Raw genomic sequence first — 26,191 nt, 5'->3', positions numbered from 1 at the left:
GTGGGTGTCGCTGCTAGGATTGCAGCGTCGTGACTGGCGTGCAGATGGAAACCATCGGGGAGCGACATCTTTGAACGGCCGCTCGCCTGGGCCACACATCCTGGAAACATCACACAAGGGAGACTCACGTGTCCAACCAGTCAGCATTCTTCAACGAGCCACTCGAGGTCGTCGACCCCGAGATCGCTGAGGTTCTTAAGGGCGAGCTCGGCCGCCAGCGCGCCACGCTCGAGATGATCGCGAGCGAGAACTTCGTACCGCGTGCCGTACTCGAGTCGCAGGGCTCCGTGCTCACCAACAAGTACGCAGAGGGCTACCCGGGCCGTCGCTACTACGGTGGCTGCGAGTACGTCGACATCGCTGAGGATCTCGCACGCGACCGCGCGAAGAGCCTGTTTGGTGCCGCGTACGCGAACGTCCAGCCCCACTCGGGCGCGCAGGCGAACGCCGCGGTGCTCGCCGCGATCGCTGAGCCTGGCGACAAGATCCTCGGCCTCGAGCTTGCGCACGGCGGCCACCTCACGCACGGCATGAAGCTCAACTTCTCGGGCAAGCTCTACGACATCGTGTCGTACGGCCTCGACCCCGAGACCTTCCTCATCGACATGGACGTCGTGCGTCAGAAGGCGCTCGAGCACAAGCCGAAGGTGATCATCGCCGGCTGGTCGGCGTACCCGCGCACGCTCGATTTCGCTGCATTCCGCGCGATCGCCGACGAGGTTGGCGCGATCCTCTGGGTCGACATGGCGCACTTCGCCGGTCTCGTGGCTGCGGGCCTGCACCCCAACCCGGTGCCCCACGCGCACGTCACCTCGTCGACCGTGCACAAGACCATTGGCGGCCCCCGCTCGGGCTTCATCCTCACGAACGACCTCGAGCTGCACAAGAAGCTCAACTCGGCCGTGTTCCCCGGCCAGCAGGGCGGCCCGCTCATGCACGTGATCGCCGCGAAGGCGACCGCGTTCAAGCTCGCGGCCTCTGACGAGTTCAAGGAGCGCCAGCAGCGCACCCTCTCGGGCGCGAAGCTTGTCGCCGAGGCGCTCACGAGCGATGCGGCGAAGGCCGCGGGCGTCGACGTCCTCACGGGCGGCACCGACGTGCACCTCGTGCTCGCCGACCTCCGCAACTCGAAGCTCGACGGCCAGCAGGCCGAGGACGCGCTGCACGCCGTTGACATCACGGTGAACCGCAACGCTGTGCCCTGGGACCCGCGCCCGCCGATGGTCACCAGCGGCCTGCGCATTGGTACCCCGGCGCTCGCGACCCGCGGCTTCGGCGACACCGAGTTCGCAGAGGTAGCCGACATCATTGCGCTGACCCTCACCGAGACCGGCAACGTCGACGAGCTGCGTGCCCGCGTCGCCAAGCTCACCGAGGCGTTCCCGCTCTACCCGGGCCTGGAGACCTGGTAACCAGTAGGTACTGAGTCTGTTCGGGGCGCGTGAGGAACTCTCCTCCGCGCCCCGGCTGACTTTGTGGCCCCCCAAAGCACTTCAAGGAGTACACATGACCGCACAGAAGCTTGACGGAACCGCCGCGGCGGCCGCCATCAAACAAGAACTCACCGAGCGTGTCGCCCAGCTGGCTGGCCGCGGCGTCGTGCCCGGGCTCGCGACCGTCCTCGTGGGCGAGGATCCCGGATCGCAGTGGTACGTCGCGGGCAAGCACCGCGACTGCGCAGAGGTTGGCATCGCGTCGATCAAGCGCGAACTGCCCGAGACCGTCACCCAGGATGAGCTCGAGGCCGTGCTCGACGAGCTCAACGCCGACGACAGCTGCACCGGCTACATCGTGCAGCTGCCGCTGCCGAAGCACATCGATACCGACCGCATCCTCGAGCGCATCGATCCTGACAAGGATGCAGACGGGCTCCACCCGACGAACCTCGGGCGGCTCGTGCTCAACGCGAACACCGAGATCAGCTCGCCGCTGCCATGCACGCCGCGCGGCGTGATCGAGCTTGTCGAGCGCAACGGCCTCTCGTGGGCGGGCAAGCGGGTCGTCGTAATTGGTCGCGGGGTGACCGTTGGCCGCCCGATCGGGCCGCTGCTTACGCGCCGTGAGTACAACGCGACCGTCGTGCTCACGCACACGGGCACGGTGGATCTGGGCGCGGAACTGCGCCAGGCAGACGTCATCGTCGCCGCCGCGGGTGTCGAGGGCATCGTGCGCGCTGAAGACGTGAAGCCGGGCGCGATCGTGCTCGACGTCGGAGTCTCACGGAAGGTCGATCCCGAGACCGGCAAGAGCCGGGTCGTGGGCGACGTCGATCCTGCCGTCGCGCAGGTCGCCGGGTGGATCTCGCCGAACCCGGGCGGTGTCGGCCCGATGACTCGCGCGCTCCTGCTCAAGAACGTCGTCGAGATGGCGGAGCGCCAGCTCGGCTGAGTGTTGACTCGTGCGCAAGCACGCTGAGGGGGACGACCCAGCCGGCCCCCTCAGTCGTTTCTAGGCTTCGGCATTGCGGCACTCGGTTGCGTGAGGATCCCCATCCGGCTTGCCCGGAGAATGGCGGCGTCGCGGTCGCTGACGCCCAGCTTGCGGTAGACCGAAGCGAGATGTTTTTTCACTGTTCCGGTCGTCACGAATAGGCTCTCGGCCGCAAGACCCGCGTGCTGGTGCTTGCTAATCGCCGCGAGCGCACGGAGCTCCCGCTCGGTGAGCGGTTCGTACCGGACCGCTCGGGCAGGGAGCGGGATCCGCTCGACCGCGTTGATGAGCGTGCAGCCCGCTGCGGCACGTGCGGTTTCCGCGAGGGCGTGGAGCTCGGGGTAGGGCACCCCCAGGAGCGCAGATTCCAGCTGGTACTGCTCGATGAGCTTCGCCGCCGCGCAGCATGCGGCGATGGCCTCGGGGTGCTGGCCGCACCCCCAGGCGGCAAGGGCGTGGATCAGCCGACTATCGACGCGTCTGCGGCGACTTGCTTGGGGGTCCCCGACCCCTTCGGCGAGCAACATGGCCTCGACATCTCTGCTTGCGAAAAGGGCAAGCCGGGCATGCTCGAGCTGAACCGCGGTCTGGCTCGCAGGGAATCGCTGCAGCAGCTGTTTGGCGCGTACGAGGTTGCCGAGAGCGCTGTTGAGCGTTGCTTCGAAGGTAGTAATTGAGTCGTGCCAGGGCGGAGCAAGCGCTGCCTCGGCTGGCGCGCTCCCGAGGCCCGCGGTGAGGTGGGTGAGGGCGGCTCCCGGGCCACGCTCGCGCCAGATATGACTGCTCTGGGCGATGAGCAGCAGCGGCCAGGGTTCGAGCCTGTCGCCAAAGGCAGAGAGTCGGGCAGTGGCCTGTTCGAGCTCCCTGGCGTCGCCGTGCTCGGACGCTTGGAATGCGCGAGCTACCTCCGCCCCGGACCAGAGGGTGCCCGGCGAGAACTCCGCTGCGTCGTGTGCGGCCGCATCAAACTGCCGCAATCGGTTGCCGCTGCTCCTGAGATCTCCGTCGACTGCGTCTGCGAGGGCGAGTTCTGCCAGCGCTGCCCTGCGCCACCCGTTTCGCAGGCTTTCCGCGGGAAGGGTGCGTGAGCCCATGAGGGGAACATCGCGCCACTTTGTGGGCTGTTGCGAGATACTAAGCAATCGCACGAGCATGGCCTGCGCGCGCGTGATCTGGCCTAGCGCGAGGGCGGTCGTCGCGAGTTCGCGGTAGATGGAGGGAAGTGACCCCGAGACGCTCAGCGGTCCATCCTCGTGCTGCGCCACTGCCGCGCCCTGCGCCTGTGGGAATGTGGGATCGAGATCGAGAAGCTCCTCGAGCTGGCGCATAAAGCGCTGGGCGTGGTCGAGCCTGCCCGAGATGCGGTTGAGCACCATCGCCTGGCACACCACGTGGAGGTCTGCTGGTCTCGCAGAGGCATTGCCCGGCGACGGGAGCCGCCGCGCGACCGCTCGAAGCCAACACCGCAGCAGAGAGCGCATGCGTGACGAGGCCGCTTCGGGGAGCGAGTGTTCGAGCACGAGAAGTGCCGCGGAGAATGCTGGGTGCGTGCCGAGCACGGTGGGCGGGATCGACCGGAGCGCGCGAACTGCTCGCGACGCATCGAGGGTGATTGAGCTGAAGTTCTGCTCGAGGATTCGTTCTGCCGCGCCGAAATCCTCAGCGGCGCAGAACAGTGAGAACGCCGCAGCCGGGGAGCTCACGGCGATTTCCGCTGCGCGCTCCAGGAAGCTTTGGCGGCGTTCGTCCGGGTCAACCGTTCTCCGCGAGTGCTCTGCCAGCGGGGCCAGAACCGCCGGGTGGCAGTGATACTCGGTGCTCCCAGGCGATCGGATTCGCGTGAGGAGGCCGTACTCGTAGAGCCGATTGCACACGTCCGTTTGTGCCGGGCCACTCACCCCGAGCAAGCCCTGGATTTGCCGCGCGCTCACTCCGTCGAGATCTGCTGCCGCGAGCAGCACACGGCGCTCCTGCTCGGTGAGCATTTGGAGCGATCCCAGCGCGAACGCGTCGAGGTTCTCGAGTGGATCCGTCTCCGAGGGCACCCGCGAGCCGCGAAGTGACTCTTCGGGGGTCGCTCCCACGGTGTGCGCGCTGTTTCTGAAGTTGAGCGCAGCGTGCACCGCGAGGGGCCAGCCCGCTGCGCGCTCCAGGGCTACGCTGAGGCGAGCTGTCGGAGGGGTGCCGACTACGTCCGCGAGGCGTGTCGCCTCTGCCGGAGTGAGGCTGAGGGCGTGGATGTCGATCAGCCTCACGTTCAGGCTCGCCGTGACCAGCGGGCCGTCGAGCAAGACGACGCGGCGACTGATCACGACGAGCGAGAGCATCGGCGATGCGCGGGCAAGCTCGGCGATGTCGAGATCTGCTTCAGCCCCGGTCGCGCGCTGGTAATCGTCGATCACCAGCGTGAGACGGGACTGCATGTGGTGTGCCAGATGGAGTGTGCGTGCTGCGGAGGTGTCGGTTCGTGACGCTGCCTCGCTCGCGGCCCCGTTGCTGGTGTGCGGCGCTATTGCCGCTGCTATCGCGTGCCACAGCGTGTGCGGCGGGAGTGCTCCGCACCTGACCCACTCCACGGGCCGGGAATCGCGCTCCCGCCTTCCCAGCCAGCTGGCAACGGTCACAGTTTTTGCAAAACCAGTCGGCGCGAGAACGAGCGTGAGTTGCGGCGTTGCCGCTGCTGCTGGGCCGCTTGAAGTCAATTGACCGCGCAGCGGGAAACTGCCTGGAGGAGTGGGGCTTGCGGGGGGCGGGGGCATGGCAGCGCTGCCTGGGAAGCCGTCGACGACATCGTGTGTGCCAAGCATGGGTGCCTCTTTCCTGGCGCAGGTGAGCGAAGCAGGGTCTTTCAGCGACGCAAAGGAGAAGGTTTGGGTGAAGTCCCCGCTGCCTGAGTGCCCGGCCCCACCTTTCAAGCATATGCTAATCGACAGTGCATCACTTGCGAGTCAAGTGATGCTTTGACGCGGTCGGCTGGCTACCAAGCTGCCGATGAGAAAACCACTCCGGGCTGGGCAACCGCTGGCTGCCTGTATTGAGCGCAGCCAGCCCGGTGGGCTGCGGCCGGATCCTCATGCCGTTGCGCCTGCGGGCGGTGGCCAATAGACATTTATGGAGGGCAATTGATCGAGCCTCGCAGACGGGGGAGACTCGCCGCTGCTCTAGCGCTTGCCGCGCTCGTTGGCCTCGTGCTGCCTGTCGCCGAGGTCGGGTCAACGGCGGTGCAGGCGAGCGTGGTCGAGGATCCAGCCCCCGTGCTCCCGGAGTTCCCGACACCTGAGCCGTCCTCCGAGGCGGAGGAAGAGCCCGAAGCGGGTGCCACCGGAAGCGAGCTCGAAGCCGAGGTGGGGGGTCCGATCCCGCAGGCCCCTCAGCCCGCCCAGCCCATCCCGCGGGCGCTGGGCCCGTATGGCGTGACTTGGACTGTCGTCGACGAGGAAGGAAGGCCCATGCCCGGCGCGACGGTCATGCTGGAGGGGCCGCGGGCGACATCCTCGAGTTCGAGTGCATCCTGGGGGCGGAGCCGGCCGGTAACCGACTGCGAGGTGGCACCCTGCGATGCCAGGTCGATGGATCAAGATCCGCGCCCCGGCGTGTTCAAGGTCGATCGGTTCGTGGACAACGCCATCGTGACTCCGTTGACGAACAGTGTGCTGCGGCAGCGGTTCCGGATCACGCCGTCGCAGGCCCCCAGCGGGTACACCTGGGTCTCGCCCGCCACGGTCTTCGTGCCGCCGCTCTCATCTTCCCGGCCAGGGCTTCCGTCCCCCAACCCCTGGGCCGAGCCGTTCTTCAACTTCGGTTCCTTGGTAGTGCAGAAGCCTGAGCTGACCTGCTCGCCGAACAACCTCTACTCAATGGGGAAGCAGGGGCAGTTGCAGCGCGTCGTTGTGGACCGCGAAAGCGGGCGCGGCGTGGTGAGTAACGTCGGCATGCCGGCCCAATCGTCAGGGGTGAAGAACTTCAACGGTCTTGCGGTCGGTGCGGGAGGGGAATACGCCTACGCGTTCAATCGGCTCTGGCCGAGCGCCCGGATCTTCCGCTACGACGTTGTGCGGGCCGCGTGGGCCCTCACTGAAGCGACTATTGAGGGGGAAAACCTGGTCGCCGGGGCGATTGACCCAGCGGGGACGTACTGGGCCGGCGAGTTCACCGGCAGCACGGGTTTCAGGCTCTGGTCCATGACCGCCGACGGCAAGGCCATGGAGCGCAGGGGCGAGGTCGACCTGAGCGCATGGCGAGCGACCGAGACCAACGGCGACATGGTATTCGACGGTGAGGGCAACCTCTACATCGTGCGCGGTAGCGTGAACGACACCCTGCTCAACATCTTCCGAGTGGACGCGCAGGACCTCGAGGCTGGCCGGGGCGAGAACCCGGTTCCCGTGTCTGCGCTCGTCCCCAGCGGCGCAAGCCCCTTCCGGGGAATCAACGGCGTTGCCTACGACTCGCTAGGCTTCCTGTACCTCGGGGGAACCGGCGGGCTCGGGTACCTCACCGCACCCGCGGCGAATGTGAAACCGACTCCCGTTACGCTCAGCGGAGCGACCTGGGACACCACAGACCTGGCCTCGTGCGCCTTCCCGCCAACTGTCAAACTCGAAAAGCAACTGCCGGGCGGCAGAGTGGCCGACACCGACCAATTCACGCTCGAAATCTCCAGCGGGCCCACCATCGCAGCCACGGCGCAGACCTCGGGCACGGCCACTGGCCTGCAGCCCGACGCGGCGGGGCCGGTCCCTGTGACCTCGGGCGTCACGATCGCCATCGCCGAGAAACCGCTGGGGACGACCTCTCCGGGCGACTATGCCGCGAGCTGGGAGTGCCGCACGGAGACCGAGCGCGTCGCCGGCGGCGCGGGCACGAGCGGCAGCTTCACGGTTCCGGTGATGCGGCAGGGCGGCGAGATCCGCTGCACGTTTACGAACGAGGTTGTGCGCGCCGAAAAGACTGCCACCCCAGCTTCGGGCATCGCCGTGAATGCCGGCGAGATCGTACGCTACGACCTCACCCTCGATAACTCGGGCGGTATGGCCCCTGCCACGGTCGACTTCTGGGATTCACTCACTGACGTGCTCGACGACGCCGTGTTCGTGAACGCCGCAGGCGATCCGACGGCTGACGGGGCACCTGAAGTGAGCGTGGCCGGCGGCATCTCGTACGCTGCGGCGGAAGACTGGAACCCCGCAGGGCAGTGGCTGCGGATGCGCGGCACGGTAGCGGCGGGTGATGTCGGCTCACTGAGCTTTGCCGTGCGCGTGCTTCCCAACAGCGAGGACGCGGGGGCCAGGCAGGAGTCTCAGGACCCGCAGGGGTTCTTCCTCCGAAACAGGCTTGTGCGCGGCTCCGGGGGGAACACCCCGCCGGAGCTCCCAACGACGTGCGCACCAGGTGTGTGCACCGAGCACCCAGTGAACGCCTGGAGCGTCGAGAAAGACTCGGTGCCCGCAGAAGGAACGCGCCTCGCCAAGGGAGGCAACGTGCACTATCGGGTGGCCGCGGAGAAAATCAATGCCGGCACCTCGCTCGCCAACGTTGTGCTGCAGGACGACCTCACACACGTGTTCAAGACCGCTGGGTGGGCGCCCGACGCCGTACCCGCGGTTGGCGCGTTGGGCAGCGGCGTGTATCTCTTTGACGCGGCGGGCCGCTCGCTCGGCCTTGACGGCTTGCCCAACACCGCTGAGGCAAACGTAGCTGCGCCGGTGCAGAGCGTGAGCGTGCCGGAGCAACGCAATGTCGCCGAGGCCGGCAACCCCCCAGAAACGCGGTGGATCCTGACCTCCGGCGCACCGCTGACCTTGCCCGCCGAGGCCGTGCGCGCCGAGATGTGGTTCGCGGTGCAGGCAGCCGAGAGCCCGGCCGGGATACCGGATCCGCAGGTGTGGCAGAGTCCCGGAGCCACGCCGGTGACCGGCTGGACCTTCGTGAACTACGCGACCGGCACAGCGACGGGGGCCGCGGGAGAGTTCGCCCCCAACGAGTGCGTGACGGGCCTCGACGTTCCTCACACCGCGCTCGCCGCCGACGCCGAACAGCCTGCGGACCCCGCGTTCCCTGACCGGTGCAGAGTCCAGCAGGACCTCGCGTGGAACTCGTTTACGCTCCGTAAAGATGCTGGCGGGCTCGGCGTCGCGGGCCTCACAGGCGACCTCGAGTGGGGCGGCGACCCGACGGGATTGTGGAACATGGTCGGTCACGAGTTTGAGATACGCGACAGCGTGGGCGGCGCGGCGAGTGCGTACCCCTCAGTCCAGCTCTGCCGCACCGACTACGACCCCGAGCAGGGCTGGAACGGCGACTGGATCGCGCAGGCGAACGCCGGCGACGCAAGCCGCTGGGACTTTGCCACGCAGCCCTCCCAGACCCAACAGCGCGTCCTCGCCTGGAACAACGCGCACCCCGACGACCCGCGGCCCGTGTGCGGCACCCTCGCCGAGTTGACGGCCGGCCCGCAGCAGGGCCAGTGGTTCTCTGAGGGCCTCGGCCAGGGAGAGTTCTGGCTGGTGGAAACACGAGCTCCGAGCGCGCAGCGCAACCCCGAGACAGGTGAGACCCGTGCGGTGCCCGGCGTGCAGCGTCTCGCCGAAGCGATCCCTTTCACCGTGTGGCCCGACGCGGCCGGCCCCGAAGTTGCTGGGGGGATGCGGGGGCGCGGCCAGGTTGACATCGGCCACAGCGGCACAGCTCTCAGCGAGCGATGTGATGCGGCGGCAACCGTTGCCGAGCGGCCGACGGCCTGCGTCGACCGAGCCGGGTACTTCATGGTGGTTCAAGATCCAGCACCTGCCGCACTCCCGTTCACCGGCGGCAGGGGGCGCTGGGTGCTCTCCGGCGCTGGCGCACTCGTGCTCATGACAGCGCTCGCCGGAATCGCCCGGTGGCGCAGCCGAAGCCACACAACAGCGAGGCACGCGACATGAGAATACAACTCCCGGGTGCCGATCCACCCCAGCGACGACTTTCCCACATCTTCCGCAGCACCGAACTCCACGAAAGGAACACCATGTTTGAGATACGAAAGCGAGGACTGTTCGCGAGCGCAGCGGCGTTCGCGACTGCAGTAGCGCTCGCCCTCGGAGGCGCAGTCTCCGCCCAGGCCACGACGAACAGCACCATGCCAGAGAGCTCGGGGCTCGTCATCACGAAGCTCGAGCAGCCGGACACGAGCGGCGTTCCCGCGACTGGCCTCCCACAAACGAGCGATCTGCCTGCCATTCCGGGCGTCGGCTTCGAGGCTTACCAGGTGCCACTCGAGAACGACCCCCTCACGAACGATGGCCAGCGGGAGATCGCTGGCTTCACGCTCGCCGAAGCGCAGGCAGCCGTCGCTGGCGCGTCTGCAGGCCGCACCGGGGTGACTGACGCGAACGGCCAGATCCACTGGCAGACCGCCGCGGCGGAGGGCCAGCGCGACGGGCAGGATCTCCAAGCGGGCCTCTGGCTCGTGCGCGAGACGAGCACGCCGGCCGGCGTTGTGCCCGCGGGCGACTTTATCGTCGCCGTGCCGTTGACGCACCCGACTGAGCGCAACACCTGGCTCGACACGATCTACGTCTACCCCAAGAACCACACGGTTACGGGTTCGAAGACGGTCGACAACGACGGTGAGTTCGTGGTCGGCGACACGGTCACCTGGACGATCACGATCGACAACCCCAGCGCCCGCGATACGACCACGGGCGAATACTTCGCAGCCGACATGTTGCAGGTCGTCGATGAGCTCACCGAGGCCTACCTCACCACCGCGCTTGACGGCTCGGGGATGACCGTGACTGCCCCGGCGGGGCTCGTCAAGGGGACGCACTACGAGGTGACTGTCGTCTCAGACGGCGGCAAGCGCACCGTCACGGTCGACTTCACGGAGGCGGGCCTCGCGAAGCTTGTCGAAACGCCGACAGCGGCCGTCGTACTGAAGCTCGAGACAAAGATCGAACAGGTTGGCGTCATCGAGAACTCGGCGCGCTTCTCGACTTCGACTTCGCAGACAACGCCGGGTGAGATCCCCGGAACGAGCATGAAGTACGGCAGTTATGCGCTCGTGAAGCTCAGCGAGGGCGCACCGGAGGAGAGCGCTGTGTCGCTCGCTGGCGCAGAGTTCATGGTCTTCACGAGCGAGGAGGACGCGCTCGCCGCGAAGGCGGGAGATCAGGCCGCGTTGGATCGGGCCGTGCGGCCCGAGGTGACGGTGCCCGGGTACGATCGTGACGCTGGCACCTGGACGACGAACGCGGACGGCCGCGTCGACATCACGGGCCTGCGCTACTCGGGCTTTGCCGACGGTGAATCGTTCGGGGAGTCTGACGACCGCTACGTCACCTACTGGCTCGTCGAGACGCAGTCGCTTGACGGGCACCAGTTGCTCGCGCAGCCGGTCTCGTTCATCGTGGACGAGGACTCGGCGACGCAGACCGCGGAGACGATCGTGAACCAGTACGATCGCGGCGGATTCGTGCTGCCGCTCACCGGTGGCACGGGCACACTGCTGCTCACGATCGGCGGCATCGCGCTGCTGATCACCGTGCTGCTCATTGCGCGCCGCAGGCAGCACGCGACGACGAGCACGGAGTAGCTCGCGGCGTCGCGCGAGCACCGAGCTCACTCGGTGAGAACGGAAGGGAGGAACTCGATGACACAGACACGCGTATCTGATGTTGCGGGTTCCTCCCAGCCTGTTCGCAGGCGAAAGCTCGGTGTACCGATCGTGCTGCAACTGCTGGCAATGGTCGGAATCGGTGCCCTCGTCTACCCGTACGCGGCTGATTGGGTATCGACGCTCGGCCACAACGCTGAGCGCTCGGGCTACGTCAGGGCCGTCGCCGACCTCCCCGCCGAATCACGCCAGGCCGGGCTGGACGAGGCGCGAGACTACAACGCGAGTCTCCCCGCGGGGCTGCTGCTCGATCCCTATTCCGGCTCCGGCGACACCGCGGAGCAGCCCGACGAGAACAGTTATCGCGCGTATGAAGAGGTGCTTCGGGTGGCGGGCTCTGCCGTGATCGGTGAGGTGAGCTACCCGCGCCTGAACATCGGCCTCCCGCTGTATCCCGAGGCGGGCGAGGCCGCGATTAGCAGGGGGGTGGGGCACCTGTACGGATCCTCGCTCCCCGTCGGCGGCCCATCGACGCACGCCGTGCTCACCTCGCACTCCGGCCTCATCCACGCGAGCCTGTTCTCTCAGTTGCCCTCGGCCGCGGTCGGGGATCGCTTCGAGATTCGAGTGCTCGGTGAGAGCCTCTTCTACGAGGTCGACCGCATCGAGACGGTCGAGCCGTTTGTGACGGAGTCCCTCCGAGTGGCCGAGGGGGAAGACCGGGTCACGCTGTTCACGTGCACGCCGATCGGGGTGAATAGCCACCGGCTGCTCGTCTCGGGTGTGCGCGTCGATCCCCCTTCCGGCGCAGATCGCGCGATTGGCGGCGACGGGCTGACGGCTGGCTTCCCCTGGTGGACGCTCGCATTCGTCGGGGGATCAGGGCTGGTGGCGGCCATGCTGTTCGCGCCGCGGCAACCGCACCCCGCCCGCCGCGGGAACGACGCCGGGAACAGCGGGGGAGCACCGTGGCCAAGCGGCTGACTCCGACGCGCAGACAGCGCGCGGTGAGTACCGTGCTCCTGCTCGTGGGCATGGGGGCGATCGGGATGCTCGTGTATCCGGGGGCGGCCGACTGGATCGCGCGCATCGGGCACAACGCCGAGATTTCCGGCTACGTGCGCCAGGTCGAGCGCGCGCCCACCCCGGAGCGCACCCAAATCCTCGACGCCGCCTACGCTTACAACGAGCAGCTCGAGCCGGGCCCGCTCACTGATCCGTACACCTCGGTGAACGCGGATGAGGCCAGGCGCAGCGACCTCTACCTGGCGTACGAGGAAATGCTGCGCGTGAGCGGCGCCGATGCGATCGGCGTGATCAACTATCCGCGGCTCGGCATTGGGTTGCCGGCGTACCACGGCACATCCGACGCGGTGATTTCGAAGGGGATCGGCCACATGTACGGCACCTCGCTGCCCGTCGGCGGGCCGTCAACCCGCGCCGTGCTCACGGCCCACTCCGGCCTCCCGCACTCGCGACTGTTCACTGACCTGCCGAAGGCGGAGGTCGGGGATGTGTTTTGGATCAGCGTGCTCGGCGAAGACCACTTCTACCGTGTCGAGCAGACCGAGGTGGTCGAGCCGCGGGAGACGGAGTCACTTGCAATCATCGAGGGCGAGGACTGGGTGACGCTCTTTACCTGCACGCCGATCGGCGTGAACAGTCACCGGGTCATGGTGCACGCCGTGCGCATCGACGACGCTGCGGCTCCGCAGAGCGCGATGCTCGGGGGCGACGGCGTGAGCCTGGGGTTTCCGTGGTGGGCGGTCTGGTTCGTCGGCGGTTCCGGCGCGGTGGCCCGGGCGCTGTGTGCGCCGCGTCGCGAGAAACGGCGGAGGGTACCTTCGGCCCAGGAAATCAGTCGGTGAGCGTCGCCTGGCCCTCGACCCAGACCTGTTTCACGTGCAACGATGCGTCAAGCAGCACGGCGTCTGCAAGGTAGCCAGGCTCCAGCGCCCCGAGATCGTGGCCGCGCCCGATTGCCCTTGCTGGGTGCTCGGTGAGCGCGCTCACAGCGGCCGCAAGGTCGACTCCGCACTCGGTGACGGTCTGCCGGAGCGCGACGTCGAGCGTGAGCGTTGATCCCGCGATCGATCCGCCCTCGACGAGTCTCGCGACCCCGTCGTTCACACGCACCGGGAGCGACCCGAGCATGTAGTCACCGTCGTGAGCGCAGGCGGCGACCATCGCGTCGGTGATGAGCGCGACGCGGCCCGGGGCCAGCGCGAACAGCATCTTCGCGAGAGCCGGGTGCACATGCACCCCGTCGTTGATGAGTTCGAGCGTGACGTGAGGCGAGTCGACCGCCGCGGCGATGGGCCCGGGGGCGCGATGATGCAGCCCCGGCATCCCATTAAACGTGTGGGTGAGGATCGACGCACCCGCGCCAAAAGCCGCGAGCGCCTGCTCGTAGGTCGCGCTCGTGTGCCCGATCGCGACCGCGATGCCCGCGTCGACGAATGCCCGGATGGCCGCTTCGGCGCCCGGCAGCTCAGGGGCGAGCGTGATTTGGCGGAGCGTGCCGTTCGCCGCCGCGAGCATCGCCGCAGTCTCCTCAGGGCGCGGCGAGCGCAGCATCGCCGGGTCGTGCGCGCCGCGGTACTCGTCAGCGAGGAACGGCCCCTCAAGGTGGCTCCCGAGGACTCCCGGGAGGCTATTGGTGAGCCCCGCGATGACCTCGAGGTGATCCACCAGGTCGGCCGGGCGCCCGGTGACGAGGGAGAGCACGGCTCGGGTGGTGCCGTGCTCGCGGTGGGTTGAGAGCACGCGCCGGATCGCCTCGGCACCCGCCTCGTTCGCAGCGCCCCCACCGCCGTGCACGTGGATGTCGATGAAGCCAGGGGTGAGGATCGCCCCGCTCCCGTCAATAACCTCGACGTCCCCTGCTTGCTCGCCGATTGAACCAGCTGCTTCTCCGGTGCCAGCACTCCGCCAGGAATTGCCCATCCCAATCGCGCTCACGCGGCCGCCCGCAAACCGCACCCAGGCATTTGACGCTGGGACGCCGCCGGTGATGAGGAGGACGCTGTGGATCACGGTTGCGGGCATATGCTCTCACTCCGAACTGGCTGGCCTCGGTCGTTGAGGCGGTGCGAAGCGGGAAATCCCGCAATTCATGTCGCCTCCAAGTTTACGCGAGGCTGCTGCTGGTAGCTTAAAGACGTGATTTCGCTTCTCGCTCTGACCCCCGCGCTCCTCGGCATCGACTGGCTCGACCCCGAGACCCTGCTCAAGGCCGGTGGGTGGGCCGCGCTCGTGCTCGCCTGCGCGTTCGTGTTCCTCGAGACAGGCGTGCTCGTGCTCGCCTTTCTCCCCGGTGACTCGCTACTCTTCACTGTCGGGCTCTTCAGCGCCACTGGCATTATCGACGTGCCGATCTGGATCACCTGTGTCCTGCTGTTCATCTTCGCCTTTGCTGGCGATCAGCTCGGCTTCTATCTCGGGCGAAAGCTCGGTCCTTCGATCTTCAACCGGCCGAAGAGCAGGCTCTTCAACCCTGAGAACATTGCCCGCACGCACGAGTTCTTCGAGAAGCACGGCCCGAAGGCGATCATCATCGCCCGCTTCCTCCCGATCTTCCGCGCGTTCGTGCCGGCCGCAGCGGGCGTCGGCAACATGACCTACCGCCGCTTCGTCGCGTATAACGCGGTCGGGGCGCTGCTCTGGGGCGTCGGTGTCACCCTCATCGGCTACTTCCTCGGGCAGATCCCGTTCGTGCAGCAGTACAGCGAAGTCTTCATCATCGTGCTCGTGCTCATCCCGGGCATCCCGATCCTCTTCGAGATCTACCGAGCGTTCAAACACTCACGCGCGAAGAAGAAGGCAGCCGCAGCCGGGGAATCGACTGCGAGCGCCGACACCTCAGCCGCTGACGCTACGGCAGCTGATCCCGAGAGCATCGCCTAACTCTCAGCGAGCAGTCCGGGGCAGCGGGTAGTCTGGGGAATTGTGCTGACAGAGCTTGAAACCTATTCCACGATTGCCCTGTATTCGGGGATGATCGTGTACGCGATTGCCTTCGTCTTCTACGTTGTAGATCTCGCGAACCGAAGTGGCGATGCCCACCTCGCCGCCGCGGTACCGGCCGCTGGAAATGCCCAGGCCGGGGCCCAGGGCGGCACCGCCACCCTGGTGAAGGCTTCGCGCGCGGGTGCGCCCACGAAGCTGCCGCGCTCGCGCTGGCTCCGCGCGGGCTTCGCACTCACCGTGCTCGGCTTCCTGCTGCACCTTGCGGCAACCGTGCTGCGCGGTATCGCCGCGGGTCGTGTGCCCTGGGCCAACATGTACGAGTTCGCGCTCACCGCGACGCTCGCCGCCGTCGGCATCTTCCTCATCGTGCAGTTCTTTGTGGATCTCCGATTCCTCGGCACGCTCGTCACCGGCATGACGATCATGTTCCTCGGCATTGCGAAGATCAACTACTACGTCGCGATCGTGCCGCTCGTACCCGCGCTGGACTCGTACTGGCTCGTGATCCACATCATCGTTGCGGTGCTCGCGGTCGGCTTCTTCACGCTCTCGTTCGGCCTCTCGATTCTGCAGCTGCTGCAGGCGCGACGCGGCGCGAAGGTGAAAGCCGGCGACACGAAGTCGATGGCGTTCATGGTGAGCTACCCGAATCAGGTGCGGCTCGAAGACCTCGCGTACCGGCTCGCGATCATCGGCTTCGCGTTCTGGACATTCACGCTCATCGCCGGTTCGATCTGGGCGGAGGCCGCCTGGAGCCGCTACTGGGGGTGGGACGTCAAGGAAGTCTGGACCTTCATCATCTGGGTGCTCTACGCGGGCTTCATCCACGCGCGGGCGACGCGCGGCTGGCGCGGCACCCGGTCGGCCTGGCTGAACATCGTGTCCTACGCGGCAGTGATCTTCAACTTCTCGGTCGTGAACGTGTTCTTCAAGGGGCTGCACGCTTACTCGGGGCTGTAACCCCGGGCCAGACGCAGCCACCCTGCTTGAGCCCTGCCCGGCTCTCCCCGGCCTGACGCAACTGCTGGTCAGTCTGCGCCAAAACGCTGCAGAATCGCAGCGTGTCTTGGCGCAAACTGACCAGCAGTGGGGGCGGTGGGCAGGCCCGCCGCCCACCGGCAGCCCCGCCTAGTCGCCGTTGACGACCGGGAACGACCCGGTAGGGGTCTCCCCGTCGTCGTAGACGTCATCCGGCGAACCGATGATCTTGGTGTCTGGCGTGCCGACGAGCGCGTGATCCTTATTCGGGTAGTCAAACTTTGCGAGCACCCAGCGCATAGCTTCGAGCCGCGCGCGCTTCTTGTCGTTCGACTTCACGACCGTCCACGGCGCGTGCGGAGTGTCCGTGTAGAAGAACATGGCCTCTTTCGCGCGGGTGTAGTCCTCCCACTTGTCGAGGCTCGCGAGGTCCGTCGGTGAGAGCTTCCACTGCTTCACCTTGTCCTGCGACCGGGAGGCGAAGCGGGCGCGCTGCTCTGCCTTGCCGACCGAGAACCAGAACTTGATGAGGTGAATGCCCGAGTTCACGAGGAGCTCTTCGAAGTCGGGGGCCGAGCGGGTGAACTCGAGGTACTGCTGCGGCGTGCAGTAGCCCATGACGCGCTCCACCCCTGCCCGGTTGTACCAGGAGCGGTCGAACATCACGATCTCGCCCGCGGCGGGGAGGTGCGTCACATAGCGCTGAAAGTACCACTGGGTCTGTTCGCGCTCGGTCGGGATCTCGAGGGCGACGACGCGCGCCCCGCGGGGGTTCATGTACTCGGTGAAGCGCTTGATTGCGCCGCCTTTGCCGGCGGCGTCACGGCCCTCGAAGACGATGACGATCTTCTCGCCGGACTCCTTTACCCACGCCTGGAGCTTGAGGAGTTCGATCTGCAGCTTGCGCTTGGTCTTCTCGTACTCTTTGCGCCCGAGCTTCTCGTCGTAGGGGTAGCCCTGCCGCCAGGGTGCGTCGGGGGCGTTGTTGTCAATGTCGGTTCCGAGGAGCTCGCCGAGCTCGTCGATCTCGGGGGTGATGTCTACCTGGCCTGTGGTGGCCATCTCAAACTCTGGTGCCTGGTGTTCGGGGTGCTGACGCATAGCGCTCCTTGCCTGCTGGAATTGGCGCGTCAATCATCCCACGAAGCGTGAAATTGCCTGGGTAGCTTCGCGCAGTTTTTCCTGAGCGACCTCGCCGCCCTCAGCGGCGGCTTCCGCGACACAGTGCCTGAGGTGGTCATCGAGGAGCGACAGCGCGACCCGCTCGAGCGCCTTCGTGGCTGCCGAGACCTGGGTGAGGATGTCGATGCAGTAGGTGTCTTCTTCGACCATGCGGTGCACACCGCGTACCTGGCCCTCTGCTCGACGGAGTCGCTTGAGAAGGTCCTCTTTGTGGTCGATGTACCCGTGCTCGTTGCCCGAATGCCCGTGTCCCTGCTGCTCACCCATGTATCTGAGCTTACCCTGTCGCTGTTTCTGGTGGATCTGGATCGGCTGGGCCGCGACGCCGCCCTCGGGCCGTGCGAATGGCCTGCACGGACCCGCCCACGACGAGGATGCCGACCGCGCCCCAGACGGCGATGTACATGGGCCACTCGCCGCTGCTGATGCGCTCACCGATGAGGAGCGAGGCGACGACGAGGAGGGCTGGTTCGAGATAGCTCATGAGCCCGAAGATGCTGATGGTCAGGTACCGCGAGGCGAGGAGGTAGCAGATGAGCGCGATGCCGCTCCAGACGCCGAAGAGGGGAGCGAACCAGGCGAGGCTCGGGTTTGCTTCGAGCACGTCGCCGCTTGCGAACTCGCGCACCGCCAGCACGACCGCGAGGGGTACGAGCAGCAGAAACTCCCAGAGCATGCCGCCGAGGTGGTTGGTTCCGATCGCTCGACGCAGCACGAAGTAGATGGGGTAGCCGAAGGCGACAAGCATGGTTTCCCACGACACCGTGCCGACACGGAATACCTCAAAGATCACGCCGATGGCGGCGACCGCTGCTGCGGCCCAGTGCCACCAGAGCAGGCGATCCCGGTAGAGAAACTTTCCGATGATGACAAGCACGAGCGGCAGCAGGAAGTAGCCGAGCGCGACCTGGAGGCCTCGCCCGTTCAGGGGTGCCCAGCTGAACAGCCACAGCTGTGCGGCGACGAGAAAGCCGCACGCAATGAGTGGCAGCAGCAGGAGTGGCCGCGCCCTGATCCGCGATCCAATCTCGGTGAACAGCGGCAACTGCCTGAGCGCCGCGAGGATCGCCACGATGAGCGGGATCGTCACCATATTTCGCACAGCCCACAGCGACTCGGCCGAGGCCGGGGCGAGCATGGGTGTGACGAAATAGACGCCAGCGAAGAGGAAGGATGAGACAACCGAGACGACGAGACCGCGCTCGGTAAAAGACTTAGAGGGCGATTTCTCCAATGACCTCTCCGTACGGGGTCTCGCCCACCGGCTTGAAGCCGATGTGGAGGAAGAACTCTTCCGGCCCTTCTTCGCCGCGCTCCCAGAGCACGGTGAGGCGATCTACCTCGCGGCGACGCGCTTCCTCGATGAGCGCGTTCACGGCAAAGGTGCCGACGCCGCTGCCCTGAACGCGGGCGTCAACGTTGATGCGCCAGAGCGCAGCACGGAACTCCTCCTGCGTCGCATCCGGGTCGAAGTTGCCGTGAATAAACCCGACGACCTTGTCATCAAGCAGCACGACGCGCTGCCACGCGCTCTCCGCTGGGGTCACAGCGGCAGCCGCAGCGTAGGAGACGGGCGTGATGAACTGCTCCTGGCCGGGCTTCAGGCCAAGGGTGTTCACCGCAACGATCGTCGCTGCTGAGAGTTCTTCAAGTCGCAGTTCACTCATAACGACAGGCTACCCTGTGAAGCCGTCTTCGCAACTGTGACTAGTCATTTACTGCAATAGCTGCGCCGATTGCGGCGGCCGGCGAACCCTCAGGCAAGACCTGCACACGCTCTGCGAGCCGCAGCGCCGCAATAAATTCGGAAGCTCGGGCCCAGCCGGTGAGCGTGTCGCGCACGCCGGCAAAGAGCGGCTCCCCGATGAGGCGCAGTCCGCCCCCGATGACGATCGTGCCTGGGTTGACCGCGAGGCCGAGCACCCGCACCGCCTGGGCTGCTCCGTCGATGAGGTAGTCGAGCGCCTGTTTCGCGTCCGAATCCCCGGCCGCTACTGCTGCGAGCAGGGTGCGCCCGGGGTGTGCTCCTCCCGCGGGCCAGTGCGTCTTCAGCGCGGATCCACTCGCGACGGTCTCGAGACAACCGAACTGGCCGCAGAGGCACGCACGCTGCCGGGGGTCGACCGCCAGATGACCGATCTCTCCCGCGTAGCCGTCGGTACCGCGAACGGGCACACCGTCGATCGTGGTGCCGGCGGCGAGCCCCGTGCCGAGGTTCACGTAGGCGACGGTGCCGCCGAGCTGCATGATGTGGGCGGCACCAATTGCTGCCGCAGTGACATCGTTGTCGAGCGAGACGGGGATCCCGACCCGAGCGGCGAGCTCCTCGCCGAGTGCGAGCTCCGACAGCCCCATGTTGTAGGCGTTGCGCACCGTTCCGCTCGCGCGATCGACCTGGCCGGGGATCCCGATCCCGACCCCGGCGAACTCGGTGAGTGGCAGGCCTGCCGCTGCGGCGAGCGTGTCGACGAGGCCGCGCGTGGACTGCAGTACCGATTCGGGCCCGGGCACGGTCGGCACGACCTGGCGGGCGATGATTTCGCCGGCGGCGTCGAGTGCAATGCCCTCAATCTTGGTTCCGCCAATGTCGAGGCCGATGCGTGGGGCAGTGATCATGGGAGAGTACTTTCGAACAGCTGAAGGAGCGCGGCGCCAACGAGCGCCGACGATCCGTAGGTTGAGAGACCGGCGTAGGTGCTCCCGGATCCCTCTGATAGTAGTGCAGCGGGCCAGCCCATTTCGATGACGAGTACGTGAACGCCGTCGCTGCGCAAGGCGTCGATGGCGCTGCGCGCAAAGTCGTGCCTGTGGATCTCCCGGCCGACGATGATGACCCCGGAAGTGAGCGCTTCGGGGGCGGGGAGCAGGATCGGGGCGCTATTGCTGGCATCGTCGGCCTGCGGCGTGAGCTCGTGCTGGGGCCGTGCGGCGAAGCCCGCTGCGGCATCTTCTTGCTCTGGGAACGGCCTGCTGGCGGCCGCGAAGGGGCCCCACGGAGCGAACCCGACGGCCATGTTTGCTTGGGTGTTCACGCGCATCACGGCGGCCCCGGGGTGCGCGCGCAGCCACGCGCGTGTGTCGTCCACGCCCGCGAAGGAGGCGGCGATACGCGCGAGCTCCGCGGGTGTGACGGCCGCGCGGGGCTCGGCCGCGGGCGGGTCGCCGTCGGGCTGCGCCGCGCCTGCCGAGGTGCCCTCGCTGGCCGCTGCGCTCAGCGTGCGCACACGCTCGGCAGCCTCCGCGACCCGCGCTCGTTCGAGCCTGCCCTCGGAGACGGCGACCGCGATTTGCTGGGTGATCTCCGCGAGCTGCTCTGGGGTGGTATCAACTCCGACGCAGAGCAGGTCGCAGCCGGCTGCGAGCGCCCGCACGGCGGCCTCGGGGATGCCGATGCTGCCGCTTGCGCCCTGCATGTCGAGCGCGTCAGACACGATGACCCCTGAGAAGCCGAGCTCCTCGCGGAGGAGGCCCCGGAGGATCTCCTCGCTGAACGTGGCCGGCCGCTCGGGGTCGAGTGCGCTGAGCACGATGTGCGACGTCATGACCGAGCGAGCTCCCGCGCGGAACGCTGCGCCGAACGGTGGCAGGTCGCGGCGCGTGAGGAGTTCGCGCGAGGCGTTGACTGTCGGCAGTTCGTGGTGCGAGTCCTGCCCCGTGTCGCCGTGGCCCGGGAAGTGCTTCGGACAGGCGATCGCGCCCTCGCCCTCGAGTCCGCGCACCCAGGCGGCGACGTGGCGCGACGCGAGCTCGGGTGTCGCCCCGAAGCTTCTCGTGCCGATCACGGGGTTCAGCGGATTGCTGTTGACGTCGGCGACCGGGCCGAGCGCCAGGTTAAATCCTGCGCTCAAGATCTCGCGTGCCACCCGCCGCCCGATCTCCTCTGAGTACGCCTCGTCGTCGATACGACCCATCACGGCCGCTCCGGGGTACGGCGAGCCCTCGAGGTAGCTCAGACGCGTGACCTCACCGCCCTCCTCGTCGATCGCGAGGAGGGCGTGCGGGGCAGCCTCGCGTAGGGCCTGCCCGAGCGCACGTAGCTGGGCGCGGTCGCGCACGTTGTTGCCGTAGACGCACGCGGCCATGAGGCCGCGGCCGAAGGCCTGCGAGAGCCACTCGGGCGGCTCGAAGCCGACAAAGCCCGGCATGAGCGTCGCGAGGACGTCGCGCTCGAGCGCGGTCTGATCCGCTGCGCCGTGTTCCGTCGCGGTCATCCCTTCACCGCCCCGCTCACGAGCCCGCTCGTCATGCGGCCCTGGACGAACATGAAGAAGATGATGACGGGAACGGCGACGAGCGTCGAGGCGGCCATCACCTGGCCCCAGTCGATCGAGGAGCTCGCCGACTGCTGGATGAAGCCGCGCAGCCAGAGCGGCAGCGTCTTATTGTCTGCGTCGAGCAGCACGAGCGCGACGGTGAACTCGTTCCATGCCTGCAGGAAGGCGTAGATGCCGCTCGCGACAAGGCCGGGCGCGAGTAGCGGGAAGGTGATGCGCAGGAACGCCTGGGTGCGGCTCAGCCCGTCGACCATCGCCGCCTCCTCGAGGTCGGCGGGGATGCCCGCGACGAAGCCGCGCAGCATCCAGATGGTGAACGGCACCACCGCGGCGATGTAGATGATGCTCACGCCGATGATCGAGTTCAGCAGCCCCAGGTTGCTCATGAGCTTGTACTGGGCGATGAACATGCCCTCAGCCGGGAGCATCTGAATGAAGAGCACTGCAAGCACGAAGCTGCGGCGGCCCTTGAACCTGAAGCGGCTGATGGCGAGCGCCGCGAGAAACGCGAACAGTAGACACACGACGACGACGATTGCCGCGATCGACAGGCTGATGCCGAGCGACCGGAAGAACGAGCCGTCGGCGACGACCGCCTGGAAGTTCTTGAATGACCCGCCGAACGGCAGCAGCGTCGGCGTGGTCTTCTCGAGCACCACGTTTGGCAGGAGCGCGGAGTTCACCATCCAGTACACCGGAAACGCCCAGATGAGCGCGAGCGCGATCGCGAGCGCGTTGAGCGCGATCCGCCACGGCTTCGTCGCGCGGAAGCTGCCGCGCGCCCGAACAATGTCGACGGGGGCGGTCATGGTTTCGGTGCGCGGTGCTGCGCTCGTGAGTGAGGCCTGGCTCATGACTCGTCATCCTCCTTGATGAGGTTGCGCACATAGACCCAGCTCAGCGCGATCGTGAGCAGGAGCACGAAGATCGACATTGCGCTCGCCATCGCGAAATCGCTTGAGCCAACGCCGAGTTGGTAGATGTAGGTGCCGAGCACGTCGGTCTGTGACGCGATCGATCCGCGATCCTGCAGCAGCTTGATCTGCGTGAACACGCGCAGGTCCCAGATGATCTGGAGCAGCATCACAATGCCGAGGATCGGCTTGATGATGGGAACGATGATGAGGCGCAGGCGCTGCCACGGGCTTGCGCCGTCCATCTGGGCAGCCTCGAGAACCTCGCCGGGCACCTGGGTGAGACCCGCGTAGACGCTGAACGCGACGAAGGGAACGCTCATCCAGACGACGATGATGAGCGCGACGAGGAAGAAGCTCAGCGGCTCCTGCAGCCAATTGTGGCCGTTGAACGGGAGCCCGAGAGTCGTGAGCAGCCAGTTCACGAGCCCGCGCCGCCAGTCGAAGATCCAGTTCCAGATTGTCATTGCCGCGACCACGGGGGTCGCCCAGGCGAGCAGCAGCGCGATCTGCAGGGCGATCCGGATCCCCTTCGACGTCGCCTGCATGAGGAGCGCGAGGCCGATACCGATTGCCATCGTGACCGAGGCAGCCGCGAGGCAGAACGCCACCGAGCGGGCGACCACGAGCCACGTCGCGGGGCTCGTGAACAGCGTCACGTAGTTGTCGAACCAGACCCACTCCGGGGGAGCGCCGAACTGTTGGGCGAGCCCGAAGTGCTGCATCGACGTGATGAGCTGCCAGAAGACGGGATAGGCCATCGCGACGAGCACGATGATCGTTGCCGGGATGAGGAGCAGATACGGAGTGAGATGCTTGGGCCGTCTGCGCGAGACCGGGGCTGTGCCGGCGGGTGACGTGGTGGCGTCAACGCTCATCACGGCTCTCCTTTGCGGGGTTGGGGTGTGGCCGGGGCCCGCGTGCGCCGATACGCACGCGGGCCCCGGTTCAGACGTTACTGCTGGTTGAGCAGGCCGTCGAGCTTCGCGTTCGTCTCAACCGCGAGCGCCTTCAGGTCGCTCGCGTCGCGGATCTGCGCGAAGAACTCCTCCATGATGTTCTTCGACTCGATCGCTGCCCAGCCCGGTGCGGCGGGGGTGAGCTTCGAGTTCGATGCCGACTCGATGAGTGCCTTCGCGAACTGGTCGTCGCCGAGCGAGTCAGCGTACTTCGAGTTCGCCGGGCCCAGGCCGTTCTCGCCGAGCATCGTCTGGTACTCCTCGGAGTAGATGATGCGCATGAGATCCTTCGCGAGCTCCGGGTTCTGCGTCTTCGCCGAGATGCCCACGTTCGAGCCGCCCGCGAACACCGGCGCGGGCTTGCCGTCGTTCCCGGGGAGCACGAGGGTGCCGAAGGTGTCGTCATTCCACTTGCGCACGGGCTCGCCCTTCTCGTCCGTGGTGAGGTCGCCAATCGACCAGTGCGCCCAGCCCGGCGCCATGATGGTGGCGGCGGCGAGCGAGAGATCCTCGGTGACGTTCCCGTCCTCGTCCTTCACCTCATCCGAGTCGTTGAGGAACTGGTACTGGTTCGCGTCCTTCATATCGTTCGGTGCGAACGAGGCGTTCTTGTAGAGGTCCTGCAGCTGCTCGAGGCCCTTGAGCGACTCCGGTGAGTCCAGGGTTGCCGTCCACTTCTCGCCGTCGAACTCGGCGATCTCGCCGCCGTTGGCGAAGATCCACGAGATGCCGTCACGCCAGTCCTGACCGCCCAGGAAGAAGCCGGAGAAGTTGTCGATCCCCTTCGGGTTTGCCTCGGCGATGGCCTTGACCGACGCGTTGAAATCGTCGAGCGTTGCGGGGTTCATGTCTTGGCCGGCTGCCGTCCAGACGTCCTTGCGAAGGAAGGTGTAGCGCGACCCGAAGTAGTAGGGGAGCGTGTAGTTCTTGCCGTCGACCGCGCCGACCTCGACGAACGACTGCAGCAGGTCGCTGCCGCCGAGCTCGTCGTACATGTCGCTGATGTCGAGGAACGCGCCCGCGTTGGTGAACGCCGGCGACTGCGTGTTGCCGATCTCGGTGACGTCGGGGGTGTTCTTGGCGTCGGGGAGCTTGGTGGTGAGGTTTGTGATGATGTCGCCCCAGCCCTGTTCCTGGATCTTGAGCGTCGCGCCGGTCTCTTCCTTGAACTCCGTTGCGAGGTACTCACGGAGCTCTTCGGGGGTGTCTCCGCCGATGACCCACATGGTGAGGGTCTTGTCCGAGCTCTCGCCGCCGCCCGAGGCCGCCGGGCTGCAGCCCGCGAGGACGAGAGTGGAAGCCATAGCCGCAGCCGCGAGGCCTACGAACTTTCTCTTCATGATTGCTTTCCTTTCGGTGTGCGGCTCGGACGGTGCCGAGTCGCGGTTTCGTGTCTTCATCGATACGGGTTGGTCGGTGTGTCTGGGGTGGCGGTCCCGGTTAGCTGACGCCGAGGCGTTCCTTGATCACTACTGCGGTAGCGCCGCGGAGGATGAGGTCTTCCCCGTGGCTGCTCGTGCGAATCACGAGGGCGTCGTGCGAGGTTGGCATCGTGCGCCGGGTGAGGATCTCAAACGCCGCGTCGGCGAGCGTTCCCTCGACGAGCTCCGGCGGTCCGGCGAGCACGATCTCGGCGAGGTTGAGCATGCCAACGACGGCGGTGAGCGCGACGCCGAGCCGGTTGCCGGCCGCGCGGAGCACCTCGTCGCGGTTCTCGGGCCCGGCGTCCGCGAGTGCGCGGGTGAGCGTCGGAACAGAGAGCCAGTGCTCCAAGACCTGATCGCGGGCGTAGGGGGCGTCGATCCCGAGGTCGGTTCCCACCATGACCTGCCCGATCTCGCCCGAGGCGAACTGGCTGCCGGGTACGCTGCGGCCGCCGAGGATGAGGCCTGCGCCGACGCCGTATCCGATGCGAACGAGCACGAAGTCCTCGCTCGTGTCGCCGAAGCTGTACTCGGCGAGGGCCGCGACGTTCGCGTCGTTGCCGACCGTGGTCGCGAGGCCGGTGCGCTCAGTGAGAATCTCGCGCAGGGGTAGGCTCTCCCAGCCGAAGTTGGGGGCGACGCGCACGACGCCCTCGTCATCGACGACGCCGGGGGTGCCGACGCCGAGCCCCAGGATCGGGATCTCGCATCGGTCGCGAAGCGTGAGCGCGAGCTCAACGACGAGCTCGCAGGCGGCCTCGCCTGTGACGGCGGAGCCGTCGGCGTCGAGCCGCGGGGTTTCTGCGCGAGCGAGCGTGCGGCCGGCAAGGTCGATTACCGCGCCGCGGAGCACCTGATCGTCTGAGAGGTCGAGCGCGACGACCGCGTGCGAGGATCTGGCGAGGTCGACGAGAATCGCGGGCTTTCCTGGCCGGTGCGACTCTTGCTGGCCGAGCTCCTGTACGAGGCCCTCAGCGATGAGCTCTGCCACGAGGCCGGAGATCGTGACCTTCGTGAGCTCGGTTGCGCGGGCGATGTCGGCGCGGCTCAGGGGGCCAGAGATGAAGAGTGTCTGAAGCACGAGGGTGCGGTTATGCACCTTGGCGTCACCGGGCGTTGCTTTTGGGGCTACCCTGAGAGTGCGGGCCCGGCGAGGGTTGATGCCCCATTCGGTTGCATCCTCTGGACGCGTCGTTACGTGCTTCATAAAGGTTAGTAAAACTAATGAACTAAATAAAAGCAAGTCCGGGCACGAAGTTTTTTCACCCGTGACGCAACCGTAATGATGAGCGAGCCGCGGGATGACGGCTTTCTGTCCGTTGTATGACGCTCATGGTGTTCCTGGGGCCGAACTGCTTACGATTTGCAGGGCGGCGCGAGCGAAGCGATTTGTTGTGCGAGCCAGCTGCCCAATCGACAAATCACTCACAACCGAGGAGCGCAGGATTCATGAAGCCAGTATTTGGCC

Annotated in this window: 20 protein-coding genes and 1 riboswitch; of the genes, 8 read left to right on the top strand and 12 right to left on the bottom strand. The window is 66.8% G+C overall.

Going from position 1 to position 26,191, the window contains the following annotated elements; all coding sequences use genetic code 11:
- The first annotated feature begins 19 nt into the window (after positions 1 to 19).
- Positions 20 to 99: riboswitch (ZMP/ZTP riboswitch) on the top strand.
- A gap of 29 nt (positions 100 to 128) precedes the next feature.
- The gene (gene glyA, locus ACI1US_RS03735; RefSeq protein ID WP_416550067.1) at positions 129 to 1,412 is read left to right on the top strand and encodes a serine hydroxymethyltransferase; all 1,284 of its coding nucleotides are present in this window, start codon (positions 129 to 131) and stop codon (positions 1,410 to 1,412) included.
- A gap of 94 nt (positions 1,413 to 1,506) precedes the next feature.
- Entirely contained in the window at positions 1,507 to 2,388 is an 882-nt protein-coding gene (locus ACI1US_RS03730) for a bifunctional methylenetetrahydrofolate dehydrogenase/methenyltetrahydrofolate cyclohydrolase (protein WP_416550068.1), read from the top strand.
- Between the two features lie 50 nt (positions 2,389 to 2,438).
- On the opposite strand, the gene ACI1US_RS03725 is transcribed toward ACI1US_RS03730, so the two are convergent.
- The gene (locus tag ACI1US_RS03725; protein WP_461638266.1) at positions 2,439 to 4,853 is read right to left on the bottom strand and encodes a helix-turn-helix transcriptional regulator; all 2,415 of its coding nucleotides are present in this window, start codon (positions 4,851 to 4,853) and stop codon (positions 2,439 to 2,441) included.
- Positions 4,854 to 5,552: 699 nt separating this feature from the next.
- Between ACI1US_RS03725 and ACI1US_RS03720 the strand changes: the two genes are divergently transcribed.
- The 4 genes from ACI1US_RS03720 to ACI1US_RS03705 all read left to right on the top strand — a co-directional run bounded on the left by ACI1US_RS03720 (position 5,553) and on the right by ACI1US_RS03705 (position 12,891).
- Positions 5,553 to 9,353, top strand: coding sequence for a DUF7927 domain-containing protein (locus ACI1US_RS03720; RefSeq protein WP_461638264.1), 3,801 nt, complete (start codon positions 5,553 to 5,555; stop codon positions 9,351 to 9,353).
- 83 nt (positions 9,354 to 9,436) lie between these two features.
- The gene (locus tag ACI1US_RS03715; protein WP_461638263.1) at positions 9,437 to 11,002 is read left to right on the top strand and encodes a SpaH/EbpB family LPXTG-anchored major pilin; all 1,566 of its coding nucleotides are present in this window, start codon (positions 9,437 to 9,439) and stop codon (positions 11,000 to 11,002) included.
- Between the two features lie 57 nt (positions 11,003 to 11,059).
- Positions 11,060 to 12,007: a class C sortase gene (locus ACI1US_RS03710; RefSeq protein WP_461638261.1), complete on the top strand. Its 948-nt coding sequence runs from the start codon at positions 11,060 to 11,062 to the stop codon at positions 12,005 to 12,007.
- 23 nt (positions 12,008 to 12,030) lie between these two features.
- Positions 12,031 to 12,891 carry a class C sortase gene (locus ACI1US_RS03705; RefSeq protein ID WP_461638259.1) on the top strand — a complete coding sequence of 287 codons (861 nt, stop codon included), beginning with the start codon at positions 12,031 to 12,033 and terminating at the stop codon, positions 12,889 to 12,891.
- On the opposite strand, the gene nagA is transcribed toward ACI1US_RS03705, so the two are convergent.
- A complete protein-coding gene (gene nagA / locus ACI1US_RS03700; protein WP_461638257.1) occupies positions 12,881 to 14,071 on the bottom strand; it encodes an N-acetylglucosamine-6-phosphate deacetylase in 1,191 nt (396 codons plus the stop codon). The genes ACI1US_RS03705 and nagA overlap by 11 nt on opposite strands.
- 114 nt (positions 14,072 to 14,185) lie before the next feature.
- Between nagA and ACI1US_RS03695 the strand changes: the two genes are divergently transcribed.
- Positions 14,186 to 14,929: a VTT domain-containing protein gene (locus ACI1US_RS03695; protein WP_461638255.1), complete on the top strand. Its 744-nt coding sequence runs from the start codon at positions 14,186 to 14,188 to the stop codon at positions 14,927 to 14,929.
- A gap of 90 nt (positions 14,930 to 15,019) precedes the next feature.
- Entirely contained in the window at positions 15,020 to 15,952 is a 933-nt protein-coding gene (ccsB, locus tag ACI1US_RS03690) for a c-type cytochrome biogenesis protein CcsB (protein WP_461638332.1), read from the top strand.
- A 168-nt stretch (positions 15,953 to 16,120) separates the two neighbouring features.
- Here the strand turns inward: ccsB and ppk2 are convergent, their stop codons facing one another.
- The 10 genes from ppk2 to ACI1US_RS03640 form a co-directional block, all read right to left on the bottom strand.
- Entirely contained in the window at positions 16,121 to 17,071 is a 951-nt protein-coding gene (gene ppk2 / locus ACI1US_RS03685) for a polyphosphate kinase 2 (RefSeq protein ID WP_461638252.1), read from the bottom strand.
- Positions 17,072 to 17,104: 33 nt separating this feature from the next.
- Positions 17,105 to 17,419 (bottom strand): metal-sensitive transcriptional regulator, encoded by a 315-nt coding sequence (locus tag ACI1US_RS03680; protein WP_461638250.1) that lies wholly within the window; start codon positions 17,417 to 17,419, stop codon positions 17,105 to 17,107.
- Between the two features lie 10 nt (positions 17,420 to 17,429).
- Positions 17,430 to 18,386, bottom strand: coding sequence for an EamA family transporter RarD (gene rarD / locus ACI1US_RS03675; protein ID WP_461638248.1), 957 nt, complete (start codon positions 18,384 to 18,386; stop codon positions 17,430 to 17,432).
- A complete protein-coding gene (locus ACI1US_RS03670; protein ID WP_461638246.1) occupies positions 18,367 to 18,819 on the bottom strand; it encodes a GNAT family N-acetyltransferase in 453 nt (150 codons plus the stop codon). The genes rarD and ACI1US_RS03670 overlap by 20 nt, the downstream gene beginning before the upstream one ends.
- Before the next feature lie 40 nt (positions 18,820 to 18,859).
- Entirely contained in the window at positions 18,860 to 19,768 is a 909-nt protein-coding gene (locus ACI1US_RS03665; protein ID WP_461638244.1) for an ROK family protein, read from the bottom strand.
- Positions 19,765 to 21,363 carry a glycoside hydrolase family 3 protein gene (locus ACI1US_RS03660; RefSeq protein ID WP_461638242.1) on the bottom strand — a complete coding sequence of 533 codons (1,599 nt, stop codon included), beginning with the start codon at positions 21,361 to 21,363 and terminating at the stop codon, positions 19,765 to 19,767. The genes ACI1US_RS03665 and ACI1US_RS03660 overlap by 4 nt, the downstream gene beginning before the upstream one ends.
- Positions 21,360 to 22,280, bottom strand: coding sequence for a carbohydrate ABC transporter permease (locus tag ACI1US_RS03655; protein ID WP_461638240.1), 921 nt, complete (start codon positions 22,278 to 22,280; stop codon positions 21,360 to 21,362). Before ACI1US_RS03655 ends, ACI1US_RS03660 begins: the two co-directional genes overlap by 4 nt.
- Positions 22,277 to 23,218, bottom strand: coding sequence for a carbohydrate ABC transporter permease (locus tag ACI1US_RS03650; RefSeq protein ID WP_461638238.1), 942 nt, complete (start codon positions 23,216 to 23,218; stop codon positions 22,277 to 22,279). The genes ACI1US_RS03655 and ACI1US_RS03650 overlap by 4 nt, the downstream gene beginning before the upstream one ends.
- Positions 23,219 to 23,295: 77 nt before the next feature.
- The gene (locus ACI1US_RS03645; protein WP_416550070.1) at positions 23,296 to 24,639 is read right to left on the bottom strand and encodes an extracellular solute-binding protein; all 1,344 of its coding nucleotides are present in this window, start codon (positions 24,637 to 24,639) and stop codon (positions 23,296 to 23,298) included.
- A gap of 100 nt (positions 24,640 to 24,739) precedes the next feature.
- Positions 24,740 to 25,930: an ROK family protein gene (locus tag ACI1US_RS03640; protein WP_461638236.1), complete on the bottom strand. Its 1,191-nt coding sequence runs from the start codon at positions 25,928 to 25,930 to the stop codon at positions 24,740 to 24,742.
- Between the last annotated feature and the right edge of the window lie 261 nt (positions 25,931 to 26,191).

Source organism: Leucobacter sp. BZR 635 (assembly GCF_048061935.2).
Classification (GTDB): Bacteria; Actinomycetota; Actinomycetes; order Actinomycetales; family Microbacteriaceae; genus Leucobacter.
The sequence above is the reverse complement of the archived record's forward strand: the minus strand, read 5'-3'. Positions and strand labels throughout refer to the sequence as shown.